Annotated in this window: 11 protein-coding genes and 1 pseudogene; 6 read left to right on the forward strand and 6 right to left on the reverse strand. The window is 74.5% G+C overall.

Annotation, left to right across the window (positions count from 1 at the left end; all coding sequences use genetic code 11):
- Positions 1–4 precede the first annotated feature (4 nt).
- On the forward strand, positions 5–985 hold the full coding sequence (gene dapD / locus ABZW32_RS10720) for a 2,3,4,5-tetrahydropyridine-2,6-dicarboxylate N-succinyltransferase (RefSeq protein ID WP_356214003.1): 981 nt from the start codon (positions 5–7) through the stop codon (positions 983–985).
- A gap of 146 nt (positions 986–1131) precedes the next feature.
- Here the strand turns inward: dapD and ABZW32_RS10725 are convergent, their stop codons facing one another.
- On the reverse strand, positions 1132–1386 hold the full coding sequence (locus ABZW32_RS10725) for a hypothetical protein (protein ID WP_356214005.1): 255 nt from the start codon (positions 1384–1386) through the stop codon (positions 1132–1134).
- A 359-nt stretch (positions 1387–1745) separates the two neighbouring features.
- Positions 1746–3587 (reverse strand): endonuclease/exonuclease/phosphatase family protein, encoded by a 1842-nt coding sequence (locus ABZW32_RS10730; protein WP_356214007.1) that lies wholly within the window; start codon positions 3585–3587, stop codon positions 1746–1748.
- A 413-nt stretch (positions 3588–4000) separates the two neighbouring features.
- Here ABZW32_RS10730 and ABZW32_RS10735 point away from each other — a divergent pair, with 413 nt between their 5' ends.
- Together ABZW32_RS10735 and ABZW32_RS10740 are read left to right on the forward strand one after the other, a co-directional pair.
- Positions 4001–5482: a hypothetical protein gene (locus tag ABZW32_RS10735; RefSeq protein WP_356214009.1), complete on the forward strand. Its 1482-nt coding sequence runs from the start codon at positions 4001–4003 to the stop codon at positions 5480–5482.
- A 305-nt stretch (positions 5483–5787) separates the two neighbouring features.
- A complete protein-coding gene (locus ABZW32_RS10740) occupies positions 5788–7236 on the forward strand; it encodes an alkaline phosphatase PhoX (protein WP_356214011.1) in 1449 nt (482 codons plus the stop codon).
- 72 nt (positions 7237–7308) lie between these two features.
- Here the strand turns inward: ABZW32_RS10740 and ABZW32_RS10745 are convergent, their stop codons facing one another.
- From ABZW32_RS10745 to ABZW32_RS10760, 4 genes are all read right to left on the reverse strand, one after another.
- Positions 7309–7485, reverse strand: a complete 177-nt coding sequence (locus ABZW32_RS10745; RefSeq protein ID WP_356214013.1) for a hypothetical protein — start codon at positions 7483–7485, stop codon at positions 7309–7311.
- A 112-nt stretch (positions 7486–7597) separates the two neighbouring features.
- On the reverse strand, positions 7598–8839 hold the full coding sequence (locus ABZW32_RS10750; protein ID WP_356214156.1) for a TerD family protein: 1242 nt from the start codon (positions 8837–8839) through the stop codon (positions 7598–7600).
- 75 nt (positions 8840–8914) lie between these two features.
- A complete protein-coding gene (locus ABZW32_RS10755; protein ID WP_356214015.1) occupies positions 8915–9136 on the reverse strand; it encodes a hypothetical protein in 222 nt (73 codons plus the stop codon).
- A gap of 109 nt (positions 9137–9245) precedes the next feature.
- Positions 9246–10790 carry an aldehyde dehydrogenase (NADP(+)) gene (locus ABZW32_RS10760; RefSeq protein WP_356214017.1) on the reverse strand — a complete coding sequence of 515 codons (1545 nt, stop codon included), beginning with the start codon at positions 10788–10790 and terminating at the stop codon, positions 9246–9248.
- 137 nt (positions 10791–10927) lie between these two features.
- Here ABZW32_RS10760 and ABZW32_RS10765 point away from each other — a divergent pair, with 137 nt between their 5' ends.
- The 3 genes and pseudogenes from ABZW32_RS10765 to ABZW32_RS10775 form a co-directional block, all read left to right on the forward strand.
- Positions 10928–11773, forward strand: a complete 846-nt coding sequence (locus ABZW32_RS10765) for an IclR family transcriptional regulator (RefSeq protein WP_356214019.1) — start codon at positions 10928–10930, stop codon at positions 11771–11773.
- A 185-nt stretch (positions 11774–11958) separates the two neighbouring features.
- Entirely contained in the window at positions 11959–12942 is a 984-nt protein-coding gene (locus tag ABZW32_RS10770) for a hypothetical protein (protein WP_356214021.1), read from the forward strand.
- 256 nt (positions 12943–13198) lie between these two features.
- Positions 13199–14479 (forward strand): annotated as a pseudogene (locus ABZW32_RS10775) (histidine kinase); the annotation flags it as partial.
- Between the last annotated feature and the right edge of the window lie 19 nt (positions 14480–14498).

The raw sequence follows: 14498 nt of genomic DNA on the forward strand, positions 1-14498 counted from the left end.
GGATATGACTGCTACGCGTACCACCGGCGCCGTCGCCGCCGGACTTGCCACCATCGCCGCCGACGGCACCGTCCTCGACACCTGGTTCCCCGCCCCCCGGCTGGTCGCCGAGCCCGGCCCCGCGGGCACCGAGCGCCTCACCGCCGAGCAGGCCGTGGAGCTCCTCGGCGCGGCCGCCGCCAAGGCCATCCGCTCGGACGCGGTCCGCGGCGTCGAGGTCGTAGCCGTCCGCACCGCCATCGCCTCCCTGGAGGACAAGCCGCTGGACGCGCACGACGCGTACCTGCGCCTGCACCTGCTCAGCCACCGCCTGGTCAAGCCGCACGGCCAGAACCTCGACGGCGTCTTCGGCCTGCTGGCCAACGTCGCCTGGACCTCGCTGGGCCCGGTCCCGGTCGACCAGGTCGAGACCGTCCGCCTGAACGCGCGCGCCGAGGGCCTGCACCTCCAGGTCACCTCGATCGACAAGTTCCCCCGCATGACCGACTACGTCGCCCCCAAGGGCGTGCGCATCGCCGACGCCGACCGCGTCCGCCTCGGCGCGCACCTCGCCGAGGGCACCACCGTCATGCACGAGGGCTTCGTCAACTTCAACGCCGGCACCCTCGGCACCTCCATGGTCGAGGGCCGGATCTCGGCGGGCGTCGTGGTCGGCGACGGCTCCGACATCGGCGGCGGCGCGTCCACCATGGGCACCCTCTCGGGCGGCGGCAAGCAGATCATCTCGATCGGCGAGCGCACCCTGATCGGCGCCGAGGCGGGCGTGGGCATCGCCCTGGGCGACGAGTGCGTCGTCGAGGCCGGCCTCTACGTGACCGCGGGCACCCGCGTGACCCTGCCGGACGGCGAGATCGTCAAGGCCCTGGAGCTCTCCGGCGCCGACAACATCCTCTTCCGCCGCAACTCGGTCACCGGCGCCGTCGAGGCCCGCCCCTACAAGGCGGCCTGGGGCGGCCTGAACGAGGTCCTGCACAGCCACAACTGACGCCCGACCGCCCGCGCCCGCGGCCGAGCGGCCGACCGGCCCGCTGGGCCGGTACGACGACGCCCCTCACCCCCCGGCCGGGGGTGAGGGGCGTTCTCGTCGCGAGGGGCCGGGGCACTGCCCGGGGGTGCCGGGACGGTGCCGCGTCAGTGCGGGGCGATCCTGCGGATCAGGCCCGCGAAGGCCTGCTCCTCCGCCTCCGTCAGCTCCACCGACTCCATCGGGTGCGCGCCGGCGCCGCGCTGCGCCGGGATGGCCGGGAGGCCGCCCTGGGCGCCCGGCTCGGGGCGGTGGGAGCGGCTGCCCCACAGCATGTGGCCGAAGCCGAGGACCCAGACGAGCGCCGCCACGAGCAGTACGGCCAGGCCGATTTCCGGGGCGGGGGAGATGGAGGGGAACACGCGGTCCTCCGATGAGTGCGTACGGAACGAGCCGGTACGGAGCCGGGGCGGACGATCGGGCGTGCAGACACTCAACACCACAACCGGCCGAAATCGGGAGGTGTGTGGCGAGCGTCACGCCTGGGTCGAAAGTCCCCCACGGCGCGGGCCGGGTGGACGCAGTGGTTCCGGTCAGCGGCCACGGTGTACCCGTCGGCCGTGGCTCCGGTACGCCGCCGCGGTCCCGGGCGGAGCTCGAACCCCTCGTGGCCCGCTCGGCGGCGCCCTCCTGGCGTGACGCGACGCGGAAGATCACGGCCCGGGCACGGCAAAGGGCCCGGCCGGGACGGCGGCCGGGCCCCCTGCGGTCAGGGGAGGGGCTACGGGCGGAAGCGCAGCACCTGCGGGTCGTGGTCGCTGTTCTGGGCGGAGAACTCGGCGTTGATGTGCACGCTGTCGTACGCGTAGTTCTTGACGCCCGGGCTGACCAGGATCTGGTCCAGGACCTGGGCGTTGCCCTGGTAGACGTAGGAGTAACGTTCCGCCTTCGGCAGCGACTTGATCGCCGAGTACAGCGCCCCGCCGTCCTCCAGCGCCTGCGCGGTGCCGGAGAACTCGAAGTCGTTGATGTCGCCGACGGCGAGCACGGACGCGTTCTTGTCGGCCGCCAGCAGCTGCTTCACGAACCCGTTCACGGCCTGCGCCTGGAGCAGCCGCTTGGTCTCCGAGGAGCGCACCGGGGGCTGGTGGACCGAGGTCAGGCCCTCGTCGCCGCCCTTGGAGGAGAAGTGGTTGGCGATGACGAAGACCGTCTTGCCCTTGAAGACGAACTCGCCGGCCAGCGGCTTGCGGCTGTCGGCCCACGCCGGGTTCGCCGGGTCGATCCGGCCGGGGGAGTGGGTCAGGGCGGCCTTGCCGTTCTCCGTCGTCACGCCGGTCGCCGTCACGGCGTCGCCGGGCGCGCGCTCGGTGAAGGAGACCCGCGCCGGGTTGAAGAGGAACACCTGGCGGATGTTGCCGCCGGGCTCGCCGCCGTCCTTGTTGTTCTCCGGGCTGATCGAACGCCACTGGTAGGCGGGGCCGCCCGCGGCGGCGATGGCCGCCGTGAACTTCGTCAGCGTCTGCTCGGCCGACACGGTGCCGTCGTTCTTGGCGCCGTTGTCGTCCTGGATCTCCTCCAGGGCCAGGATGTCGGGCGAGGCGAGGTTCTCCACGACCGCCTTGGCGAGGTTGTCGAACTTCGTCTGCGGGTCGGTCGGGTCGAGGTTCTCGACGTTGTACGTGGCCACCGCGAGCTCGTTCGCCGCCTGCGGCTTGGTCTTCTCGGGCGCGAGGGTGCCCGCCTTGACGGTGCCCAGGGTGCGGGCGACCAGGGTGTAGCCGCCGAACTGGTTGAAGTCGAGGGGGCCCTCGGTGGTCCCGGTCAGCTTGTCGCCGACGTTGGCCACGGGGAACGGCTGCTGGGCGACCGGCGCGAGCTGCTGGACCTGGAGGCGGCCGGTGTTCTGGGACTCGTACGAGCCGTAGAGCGTGCCGCCGCGCTTGGCGGTGTTCTCCCAGCCCTTCACCGTGACCCACATCTCGCTGTACGGGTCGGTGGCGCCGACCACGCGCGAGGTGCCGATCTTGACGTTCATGCCTTCCAGGGACTCGTAGTAGTCCAGGGCGTAGCGCGAGGGGTCCAGGGTCAGGCCGTTGATGCTGTTGGCGGCGGCCGGGTCGCCCGCCGGGGCGTAGGCGGCCGGCACCGAGTACTCGTTGATGGCGACGGCCTCGGGCAGCGCGTTGCCGGAGGAGACCACCGTGACGGTGGGCTTGGCTATCTGGGTGACCGACTGGTTGCCGGAGTTGACGCCACCGGGAACGTACTCGCCCACCGTGCCCGCGACCTTGACCGCGTCGCCGACGGCGACGGTCGGGGCGGAGCCGGTGAAGACGAAGATGCCCTCGCTGGTGGCGGGGTCGTCGTCGGCGTCGGGGTCCTGGATCCAGAATCCGCGCGAGCCGTAGGTACGAACGCCCGTGACGATGCCCTCGACGTCGGCGACCGGCTTGCCGTTGAGCGGGGATGTCCGGGTGGTGCCCTGGATGTCGTGGATGCGTATCGGATCGGCGGACACGGCGCCTTCGGCCGCGTCGGCGGTGCCCGCGAGCAGGCCGGTGGCCAGCGCGGTGGCGACGAGGGCCGCGACGGCGGCGGAACGGGGATGCGAGGAGCGCATGGGCGGGAACTCCGGATGTGTGGAGGAGGGGGACCTCGTGGGCCCCGGTACATCTACGCGCGTCAATTTCCTGTGTGAGCAGGGAAGTTGTCAAGGCCTCCAGGGAAGACAGGAGTTGACTGTGGGATGAACCAAAGGCGCCGGCCGGTCGGGGCTGCCTGAAATGCGTCTACCCTGGTATGCCGTACCGGACATGACGGTCCGTCCGCCGCCACGTCCGGCGCGGCCTGCCGCGCACCACCTGCACAGCCCCCGCCCCACCCCCCCGCCCCGCCGTCGACCCGAACCACCGGCCGCCCCGAGCCGCCCGCCGCCCCGCGTCACCCGGCGGACCGCATCACCGTCCGACCGTCCCGCCGTCCTACGCGTCCCGTCCGAACCGCTCTACGCATTCGTCCGAGGAGAACCACCGCATGTCCGCAGAGCCGCACCCCACGCTGCCGCCGGTACGGCTGCACTCCGATGCGGAGCTGGCCCGCGACGCCCTCGTGGCCCCGCTGTTCGCCCGCGCCGTACGCCTCGCCCGCTGGGCCGGCCCCGACACCCGTGTCGACGTCGGCGGCGAACTCGTCGCCCCGCAGCTGGCCGAGGCCGTGGCACTGCTCGGCCTCGACGTCGACGACGAGGACAGCCCCGGCCACGCGGCCCAGGCCTGGCGGGTCGCCGTGGACACCGGTCTGGTCGACGTGACGGAGCCGGAGGAGGACGTCGAGGGCGGCGGCGACGGCGCCGAGCCCGAGTACGGCACCGCGGCTCCCGGGGAGGACCTCGCACTGGTTGCCGGCGGTGCGCCCGGCGACGTGCTCGACCTGTGGCTCGCGGCCCTGGACGCCGTCCTCGCCGACGCCGCCGTGCCCGACCTGGACGACCTCGTCGACGCCCTCGACGCGGGCGGCGAGATCGACTTCGACCGGCTCGACTGGAACCCCCAGCGCGAGGCCGACTTCCTCGACGGGGTCCTCGCCAACCTCTACCTGCTCACCGTCACCGAGGGCGGCGCGGGCGAGGGCCCGGTGCCGCTCCCGGTGCTCGCCGCCTCGATGATCGTGCCCGACGACATGGGCGACCCCACCGACGCGGTCCTGGAGCAGGTCTCCGACGCGATGATGCGCCTCGACGACCAGTTCCGGCAGCTGGAGCCCATCGGACTGGTGGAGTTCCGCCCCGTCGACGAGGAGCTGATGACGGAGGCCGACGACGACCTCCCCGACACCGGCGTCGAGGACGACGAGGACGTGTCCCGCTACGGGATGGTCCGGCTGACCCCGCTCGGCCTGTACGGCGTCCGCGCCCGGATGCTGGAGGCCGGGGTCGAGGCCCCCGCCCTCGGCGAACTCGCCGACAAGGGCGCCGACGTCCTGCTCGACGCGGTCTCCTTCTACTCCGAGGACGCGGCGCAGGCCGAGATCGAGCAGTGGCTGGCGGGGCGTGAGCTGCCCGCCGCGGTCGCCGAACTGCTCGCCGCGGCACGCGGCGCCGACGACGCCGCCCCGCTGCGCCGGCTGCGCTGCCAGCAGGCCCTGACCCCGGCCGGGCGGGAGGCCGAGCCGGCCGTCCGGGCCGTGCTGGACGACCCGGAGCTCGGCGGGCTCGCCCGGGTCTGGCTCGCGGAGCACGGGGTGGGCGACGTACCGGCACCGGACCCGGAGATGGTGCTGTGGCTGACGGTCGACACCATCGCCGCGCAGCTCGCCGCGGACGGGGAGACCGAGGAGCTGCCGCTGCTGATGCGGACGCTGACCGAGCACCACAACGAGTTCTTCGAGCTGGCGTGGCGGGTCGAGCACCCCGCGACGGCGTACGTGCTGGAGGCCATGGGGCGGCTCCACCCCGACAAGAAGTCCTCGAAGGAGGCGCGCAAGGCCGCGTTCAAGGCCCGCTCCCGCCGGCCCTGACCGGCCCTGGCACCGGCTCTTACGCCGGCCCCGGCCGGGGCCGGCGCCGGGACCAGGGCGCTGACCGGCGGCGGGCGTCGTGGGGCGCCCGGGGGCTCGGGCCGGTTCCGGGGCACGGGCCGGTTCCGGGGCCCGGACCGCCGGTGCACAACCAGCCGTTCGAGTGGCCGGAGTACGCCATTCCGGCCACCGGCAAGGGGTCGGCTCCGCTTTCGGGGTAGTTCAGCCGCCGTTCACGTACGGGCGGGAGCGTGTGCGCCGACGACCGTACGTCAGGCGCACCACCTCCCCACCCTGGAGACCCGATGCCCCTCAGTCGCAGAGACTTCACCGCCCGTACCGCCATCGCGGGAGCGGGTGTCGCCCTCACCGGAACGGTCGGCGCCCTGGCCACCGCCCCCGGGGCACTGGCCGCCGACGACGGCCCCAGCGCCAACGGGCACGACGAGCACGGCCGCCCCCACGGCCCCGGCTACGGTCCGCTCCTGCCGGACCCCGCCGGACTCCTCGCGCTCCCGGCCGGGTTCACCTACCGCGTGATCACCCACAGCGGTGTCACCACCCTCGAATCCGGCGAGAGCACCCCGTCCAACCACGACGGGACGGCCACGTTCGAGGGACACCGCGGGGTCACCCTCCTGGTCAACAACCACGAGCTGAAGGGGCCGCGCGCGAACTGGACGCACCCCGTCCCGCTCACCGACGGCCTGGTCTACGATCCGGCCGCGGCCGGCGGCTGCACCGTCGTCGAGGTCCGGCGCGGCGGCGAGGTCGCCGAATGGGTGGGCATCGCCGGTACGTCGACCAACTGCGCCGGCGGAGCCACCCCCTGGGACACCTGGCTGACCTGCGAGGAGACCGAGGACCTGGCCGGCAAGAACGGCATGACCAAGGACCACGGCTACGTCTTCGAGGTCGACCCCAACGACCGCCGGGCCAACCGTGACCCCCAGCCGGTCAAGGCCTTCGGACGGTACGCCCACGAGGCCGTGGTCATCGACCCGCGCCAGGGCCACGCCTATCTGACCGAGGACGCCTCCGGCCCCAACGGGCTGCTCTACCGCTGGACCCCGCCGCACGGCTTCCGGCACGGGCGCGGCAGGCTCCGTACGCTCGCGGCGGACGCCGGGGTGCTCGCGGCCGCCAAGTGCTTCGACTCCTCCGGCCGGTTCGTGGACGACCTCTCGCGCGCCACGAAGACCGGCACCGTGTACGGGGTCGACTGGGTGGCGGTCGCCGACCGCGACGCGCGGACCGCCTCGGTGCGCAAGCAGTTCGCCGCGGGCGCCGTGACCCGGGCGCGCAAGCTGGAGGGGATGTGGTGGGCCGACGGGGGCGCGTACTTCGTGTCCTCCTACGCGCGCGAGGAGAGCCCGGGCGCCGCGCACGACGGCCAGGTGTGGTTCTACGACCCGAAGCGGCGGACCATCCGCCTCGTCGTCCTGATCGGGGTGAACACCGCCCCGGGGGCGGAGGGCGGCTACGACGGCCCCGACAACATCACCGTGTCCCCGTACGGCGGCCTGGTCATCGCCGAGGACGGCAGCGGTCTGCAACACCTGCTCGGGGCGACCGAGTCGGGCCGGGTCTACCCGCTGGCGCGCAACGAGCTGAACATCGGCACCGCCGAGGCACCCGAATACTCGGAGTTCACCGGGGTCTGCTTCTCCCCGGACGGCCGCACCCTGTACGCCAACATCCAGGAGCCCGGCATCATGTTGGCCGTCACCGGCCCCTGGCGGCGCGACCGCTGAGGCGGGGCGGGACCGCCGGCGACGTACGGCGGACCGCGGACGTCGTGGGGCTCCGCCCGTCCGGGCGGGGCCTCACCGGTCCGCGCAGACCTCCGCGCGGGAGGCCGCGGCCCACTCCTCCAGCAGGAACTCGTACGCCTGCGAGGGCCACTCCCCGTCCACCCGGGTCTCGACGAGCAGCCGTATCGCCTCGTTCGCCTCGGAGGCGGACGGGCGCGCGGGGCCGGCGGGTCGGAGTGTGTTCTGCATGGGTTCAAGGCTACGGGCGGGCACTGACAGCCACCTCCGGATTACGCGTGGCATCCATCACCCGGCGGCGCTTCCCGGACGGCCCGGTCGCGTCATGTGCCCGCCCACCTGCTCAGAGTGCCTGCGAGGCGGGCTTGACCATGCCCCGCACTGTGCGGGACTTCACAAACTCGCCCATGGCCGTCATCTCCCATTCCCCGGAGAACTGCTTGATCAACTTGGCCATCATGACCCCGGTCTGCGGCTCGGCGCTCGTGAGGTCGAAGCGCACCAGCTCCTCGCCGCTGGCCGCGTCGATGAGCCGGCAGTAGGCCTTGGCGACCTCGGTGAACTTCTGGCCGGAGAAGGAGTTCACCGTGAAGACCAGGCCGGTGGCATCGGCGGGCAGCCGGCCGAGGTCCACGACGATCACCTCGTCGTCCCCGGCGCCCTCACCGGTGAGGTTGTCGCCCGAGTGCTTGATCGCGCCGCCCAGGATGGACAGCTTGCCGAAGTAACAGCTGTCGATGTGGTTGCGCTGCGGGCCGTAGGCGATGACCGAGGCGTCGAGGTCGATGTCGGCGCCGCGGAAGGCGGGCTCCCAGCCGAGGCCCATCTTGACCTGGGAGAGCAGCGGGCGGCCGCCCTTGACCAGGGAGACCGTCTGGTTCTTCTGGAGGCTGACCCGGCCCTTGTCGAGGTTGATCTTCCCGGTGCCGGCCGGGGCGGCGGCGGGCGGGGCCGGCGGTGCGGCGGGCGTCGCGGACGGGCCGGCGGCCGGACCGCCCAGCCAGGGGGAGACCGGGTGCGCGACCGCGGGGGCGGGGGGTGCCGGGGGCATCGGCGGTGCGACGGGAGCCGCGGCCGCGGGGGCGGCCGGTTCCTCGTCCACGGAGACCCCGAAGTCGGTGGCGATGCCGGCGAGGCCGTTGGCGTACCCCTGGCCGACCGCGCGGACCTTCCACACGCCGCCGCGCTGGTAGACCTCGACGACCACGAGGGCGGTCTCCGGGCCCAGCTGCGGCGGGGTGAAGGTGGCGATCACCGCGCCGGACGCCGCGTCCCGCACGGTGGCGGTGGGCTCGATGCCCTGGAAGGTCTGCCCGGCGGCATCGGGGCTGGCCGTGACCACGATCCGCTCGATGCCGGGGGGCAGCGCGCCGGTGTCCACGGTGATGGAGTCCGGCGCCGCCCCGCCGCCGGACCGGTAGCTGACACCGGGCCCGGACGGCTGGTTGTAGAAGATGAAGTCGGCGTCGGAACGCACCTTGCCGTCCGCCGCGAGGAGGAGGCCCGACACGTCGAGCCGCACCGGAGCGGCCACGTCCACCGTCACGCCGACGGTGTTGAGCGGCAGGTTGGAACCAGGGGTCATAGCGGTCATGCCCGGAGAACGACCGGAGCCGCTTTGCCGTTCCCTTACCCTCGCGGGAGATTCCCGCGGCAGGGGTCAGCGGCGGTTGCGGGGGTGGTCGCGGGCCGTGCGCTCGTTGCCGAACTTGTACGAGCCCGTCCAGCGGGCCATCACCAGCTGGGAGTCACCGGACTCCACCTCGGCCAGGAACTTGTCGGCCCGGCCGCCGCGCAGGGTGCCCGCGGCGCGGCCCCGGTGCGTGATGACGACGGTGCGGTCGTGACGTACCTCGTACGTGAACCCGTGCGGTTTCGGCATGCGCGCAGCCTGCCCCGCCGCCGGCGGGGCGGGCAACGGATTTAGCGGCCACGGACCCTGGCCCGGGCCTGACTCGGGCTTGACTCGGCCAGGGCCCGCGGCCGTGGGCTCAGCGCTCCCCTCCGGTCACCCGGCGGGGCAGTCCCAGGGGATTGGCCTCGCGCAGCTCCGGCGGGAGCAGCGCGTCCGGGACGGACTGGTACGCCACCGGGCGCAGCCAGCGTTCGATCGCGGTGGCGCCGACGGAGGTGGAGTGGGAGGTGGCCGCCGGGTAGGGGCCGCCGTGGTGCTGGGCCGGGGCCACCGCGACCCCGGTCGGCCAGCCGTTCACCACGATCCGCCCGGCCAGCTCCGTGACCTGCCCGATCAGTTCGGCGGCCGAAGGGGAGCCGGCCGGGCCCGGGACGCCCTCGGTCTCGGCGGCGGACAGGTGGAGGGTGGCGCTCAGGTTGCCGCCGAGCCGGGCCAGCACCTCGGTCGCCTCGCGCGGGTCGGCGTAGCGGACGACGACCGTCACCGGGCCGAAGCACTCCTCCAGGAGCACCTCATGGGGGCCGCCCTCCAGGAGTGTCGCGGCCCGGACGCTCAGGTAGCCCGCGCCGACGGAGTGCTCCCCGCCGGGGCCCGGGAGGACGGGGGCGGTGACGCCGGGCAGCGCGGCCCGCTCGCGGACGCCGGCGAGGAAGTTCTCCCGCATCCGGTGGTCCAGCAGCACCCCCGGTCCGGTCTCCCCGAGGGACTTCGCGAGCGTGCCGGTGAGCCGGTCGCCGTCGGGGCCCTCGGGGACCAGGACCAGGCCCGGCTTGACGCAGAACTGGCCCACCCCGAGGGTGACCGCGCCCGCGAGGCCGCCACCGATCTCCTCGGCGCCCTCGGCGGCGGCCGCCGGGGTGACCACGACGGGATTGAGGGAGCCCAGTTCGCCGTGGAAGGGGATGGGGACGGGCCGGGCGGCGGCCGCGTCGAACAGGGCCCGGCCGCCCCGCAGGGAGCCGGTGAACCCGGCGGCGGTGACGAGGGGGTGGCGGACCAGCTCCAGCCCGGCGTCGAAGCCGTGCACGACGTGGAACACCTCGGGCGGCAGCCCGCACGCCCCCGCGGCCCGGCGCAGCAGCGCGGCGCACAGCTCGGAGGTGGCCGGGTGGTCGGGGTGTGCCTTGACGACCACGGGGCAGCCGGCGGCGAGGGCGCTGGCGGTGTCCCCGCCGGGGACGGAGAAGGCGAGCGGGAAGTTGGAGGCGGCGTAGACGGCGACCACGCCCAGCGGCACCTTGTACCGGCGCAGTTCGGGGCGCGGCGGGGTGAGCGTGGCGTCGGCGCGGTCGATGCGGACGTCGAGGTGGGAGCCCTCCTCGACGGCGTCCGCGAAGGCCCGCAGCTGGCCGGTGGTGCGGGCGAGTTCGCCGGTGAGGCGGGCCGGGCCGAGCGCGGTTTCGGCGTCGGCGGTCTCGACGACCAGGGGGCCGGCCTCGTCGAGCAGGTCGGCGGCGGTGCGCAGGAAGGCGACGCGGGCGGTGCGGTCGGCCAGGGCGGCGCGGGCGGAGTGGGCCGCGCGGACGGTCCGGTCCACGTCTTGGGGCGTCGCTTCGGCGGTGACCTGTTCGCGCTGCTTCCCGGTGCGGGGGTCCACACTCCAGACTGGTGTCGCTGCCATCGCCCGCTGCCTCCTGGATCGTTCAGTATTCTGAACGCCGTTCCGGTGGATGAATGATCACTTCTGCTGCGGACTCTATTTCCGCGTCCATCGTGTGACAAGAGGCGATCAGAGCAGACCAGAGGGGAAGCAGGCGCATGGCGACAGCCGAGACGGGTGAGACTGGCAGGACAGCCGAGACGGGTGTGACCGGCGGGACCGGCGGGACGGCTGAGGCGGGGGAGGCGGCCGGGGCGGCGCCGGTGAAGTCGGCGGTGCGCACCGTGCTGCTGCTGGAGCATTTCGCGGCCCGGCCGGGACTGCACAGCCTCGCCGACATCCAGAACGACCTCTCCCTGCCCAAGTCCAGCCTCTACATGCTGCTGCGCACCCTGGTGAACCTGGGCTGGGTGGAGACGGACGCCACCGGCACCCGGTACGGCATCGGCGTACGGGCCCTGCTCGTCGGCAGCTCGTACATCGACGGGGACGAGGTGGTGGCGGCGGCCCGCCCCACCCTGGACCGGCTCTCGGACGACACCACCGAGACCATCCACCTGGCCCGGATGGACGGGACCAGCGTGGTGTACCTCGCGACCCGGCAGTCCCAGCACTACCTGCGGCCCTTCACCCGGGTCGGGCGGCGGCTGCCGGTGCACTCGACCGCGCTCGGCAAGGCGCTGCTGGCCACGCACACCGACGAGGAGGTGCGCAGGCTGCTGCCCCGGCGGCTGGAGGCGGTCACGCAGCACACCATCACCGACCGGGAGCGACTGGTCGAGGAGCTGGCGCTGGTGCGGGAGCAGGGGTACGCGGTGGACCGCGAGGAGAACACCCTCGGGCTGCGCTGCTTCGGGGTGGCCGTGCCGTACCGGACGCCGGCGCGGGACGCGGTGAGCTGCTCGGTGCCGGTGGCGCGGCTGACGCCGGGGCACGAACAGGTGATCAAGGCCGCTCTGTTCGAGGCGCGGGACCGGCTGTCGGTGGTGACGCGGCGGATGTGAGCGGGTCCCGGGCGGACGGTCGCCCGGGCGGGTACGTGGGTGGGCATGCGGGTGGGGGCACGCGGGTGGGGGGCGCGCGGCGGGCGGTGGTGCGCTGCGGACGCAGGGGTTCCTCCCCCGGGTGGGGGAGGCGGATCACCTTCGTGGGGGAGGTGGCGGGGAGCCGCGCACGGGACCGTTGGGACATGACCACACGAGCGGCGCAGACAACGACCCCGACGCGGCCGACGGCTCCCCACCCGGGGGTCGGGCGGCGGATCCTGGTGGGTGCGGCAGTGGCCGCCACCCTGCCGTACCTCAGCCTCAAGGCGGCCTGGGTGGCCGGGAGCCATCTCGGCATACCGGAGGGCAGCATCCTGTTGAAACCCGGGCTGTTCTTCACGGCTGCCAACGCCATGACGCTGGCGATGGACGCCTGCGTGATCCTGCTCGTGCTGCTGCTCACCCGCCCCTGGGGCATGCGGGTCCCGTCCTGGCTGCTGACCGTGCCGGTCTTCGTCGCCACCGGGCTGCTCACCCCGATCGTCCTCGGCTTCCCCTCCCAACTCCTCGTCAAGGCCCTGGGCATGGGCGCGGACGAGCGGGTCCGGGCCGCGTCGAAGCCCTTCCTCGAATCCTGGGTGTTCGTGGTCGTCTACAGCGGCTTCATCATCCAGGCGGTCGCCCTGGCCGGACTGTTCGTCCCCTACGCGCGAAAGCGCTGGGGCGGCCTCTGGCAGGGTGCGGCCGGCCGGCGGCTCCCGTCTCCCACGGGGGTGGTGGCGGGAGCCGCGGCGGTGTGCGCCGCGGCCGTGGGCGCGGTGTACCTGTACTGGGCCTTCGGGGGAAGCGCCGGGCTCTCGGCGCAGCAGGCCGCGGTGTACTCGGCGGAGACGGGGGTGGTGTCCGCGGCCGACGCGGTCTGCGCGTTCGGGGCCGCAGCGGGGGCGCTCCTGCTGGCCCGCGGCGGGACGGGCCGGGCGGACCTGCGGCTGGCCCTCGCCTGGATCGGCGCGGGCGCGACGTTCAGCTGGGGGGCGTGGATGCTGCTCTCGGCCGTGGGGCCGCAGCTCGACTCGGGCGACGGGCCCACCCTGGCGGCCACCCTGACCTACGCTGGCCAGATGATCACCGGCCTGCTCTCGGCCGGCGTCCTCATACGGTTCCTGAGGTCCCGCAGGACCGCCTGAGGGACGGCCCGCACGGCCAGGGGGAGCGGCGCCGGGGAATCGGGACCGGGACCGGGATCGGGACCGGGGGCGGAGGCAGGGCCGGAGGCGGGGAGCGGGGCAGCGGGGGGACGGGACGGCGCGGGGCGGTGCGGGTCCGAGCGGGGCGGGCACGAGGCGATCGGGGGATCGGGGGATCGGGGGAGCGGTGAGCGGGTTCGGCGGGGAGGGACCGGGAGCGGGGCGGCCGGGGAAGGCGCGCGGCTGGGCGCGGCGGGTGCGGGAGTGGCCGGGGCGGGCGCTCGGGGCGCGGGCCCGGCTGCGGTGGGTGCACCAGATACTCGGCGGGGCACTGCTGATGCCGTACCTCCTGCTCGCCCAGGTCGGAGTGGGCGCGGCGGCCGGCGGGGCCAACGCCATGGCCTCCCTCCGGCTGACCCTGATCGCCTACGCCGCCGCCCTTCCGCTGGCCGCCGTCACCGGGCTGGTCGGGCTGGTCCGGCCGCTGTCGGTGGCCGCGGCGCGGGCCATGTGCGGGGTGCCGGGGGACACCCTGGCCGAGGGGCAGGCCCGGTCCTGGGCCGCCCGGTGGCGGGCCTCCGCCTGGTGGACCCTGCACCTGGGGGTCGGCGCGGTGGTCAGCGGGGTGAGCCTCGCGGCGCCGCCCATGGCGGTCGTGCTGATCGTGCTGCCGCTCTCGGGCACCCTGCGCGGATCCCACCTCGGGATGGGCCGGCTCAGTACGACGGCCGGGGCGTTCGTGGCGCCGGTGCTCGGGGTGGGGCTGCTGGCCGGGGTCGTCCTCTGCGCCGTCGGGGCGGGGGCGCTGCTGGCCCGGCTCGCGCCCGTGCTGCTGGGCCCGACCTCGGCGGACCGGCTGGCCGCCGCCGAGGAGCGGGCGGCCGACCTCGCCGTGCGCAACCGGCTGGCCCGGGAACTGCACGACGCGGTGGGACACGCCCTGAGCGCCGTCACCCTCCAGGCGGGCGCGGCCCGGCGGGTGCTCGACAGCGACCCCGAATTCGTGCGGGAGGCGCTCGCCGCGATCGAGGACACGACCCGGCGCACCGTGGGCGAGCTGGACGCCGTGCTCGGCCTGCTGCGCGACGGAGACCCGGCGCGGGGCGACGCGGCGCCCGCCCCGACCCTGGCAGCCGACCTCGACGGGCTGCTGGCCCGCAGCCGGGCGGGCGGCACCACCGTCACCGCCGAGCAGCACCCCGGACCGGCCGGGGACTGGGCGCAGCTCCCGGCGATCGCCTCGCGCGAGGCGTACCGGATCGTCCAGGAGGGGCTCAGCAACGCCCTGCGCCACGGGGCGGGGCCGGTCGCCCTGCGGATCCGGGTCCACACGTCCGACCGTCGTCACCGTGAACTGGAGATCACCATGACCAACCCGACGGCGCAGTCGCCGGCCCCGCGGGCGGGGGAGGAACGGCGCACCACCGGCGGCCGCGGGCTGCGGGGCGCCGCCGAGCGGGCCGCGCTGCTCGGAGGCCGCGTCGAGGCCGGGCCGTACGACGGCGGGTGGCGGCTGAGGGCAGCCCTGCCACTCGGCAGCACGCCCGCCGGGCCGG

This window comes from Streptomyces sp. NPDC004667, assembly GCF_040609475.1.
In the GTDB taxonomy this organism is placed as follows: domain Bacteria; phylum Actinomycetota; class Actinomycetes; order Streptomycetales; family Streptomycetaceae; genus Streptomyces.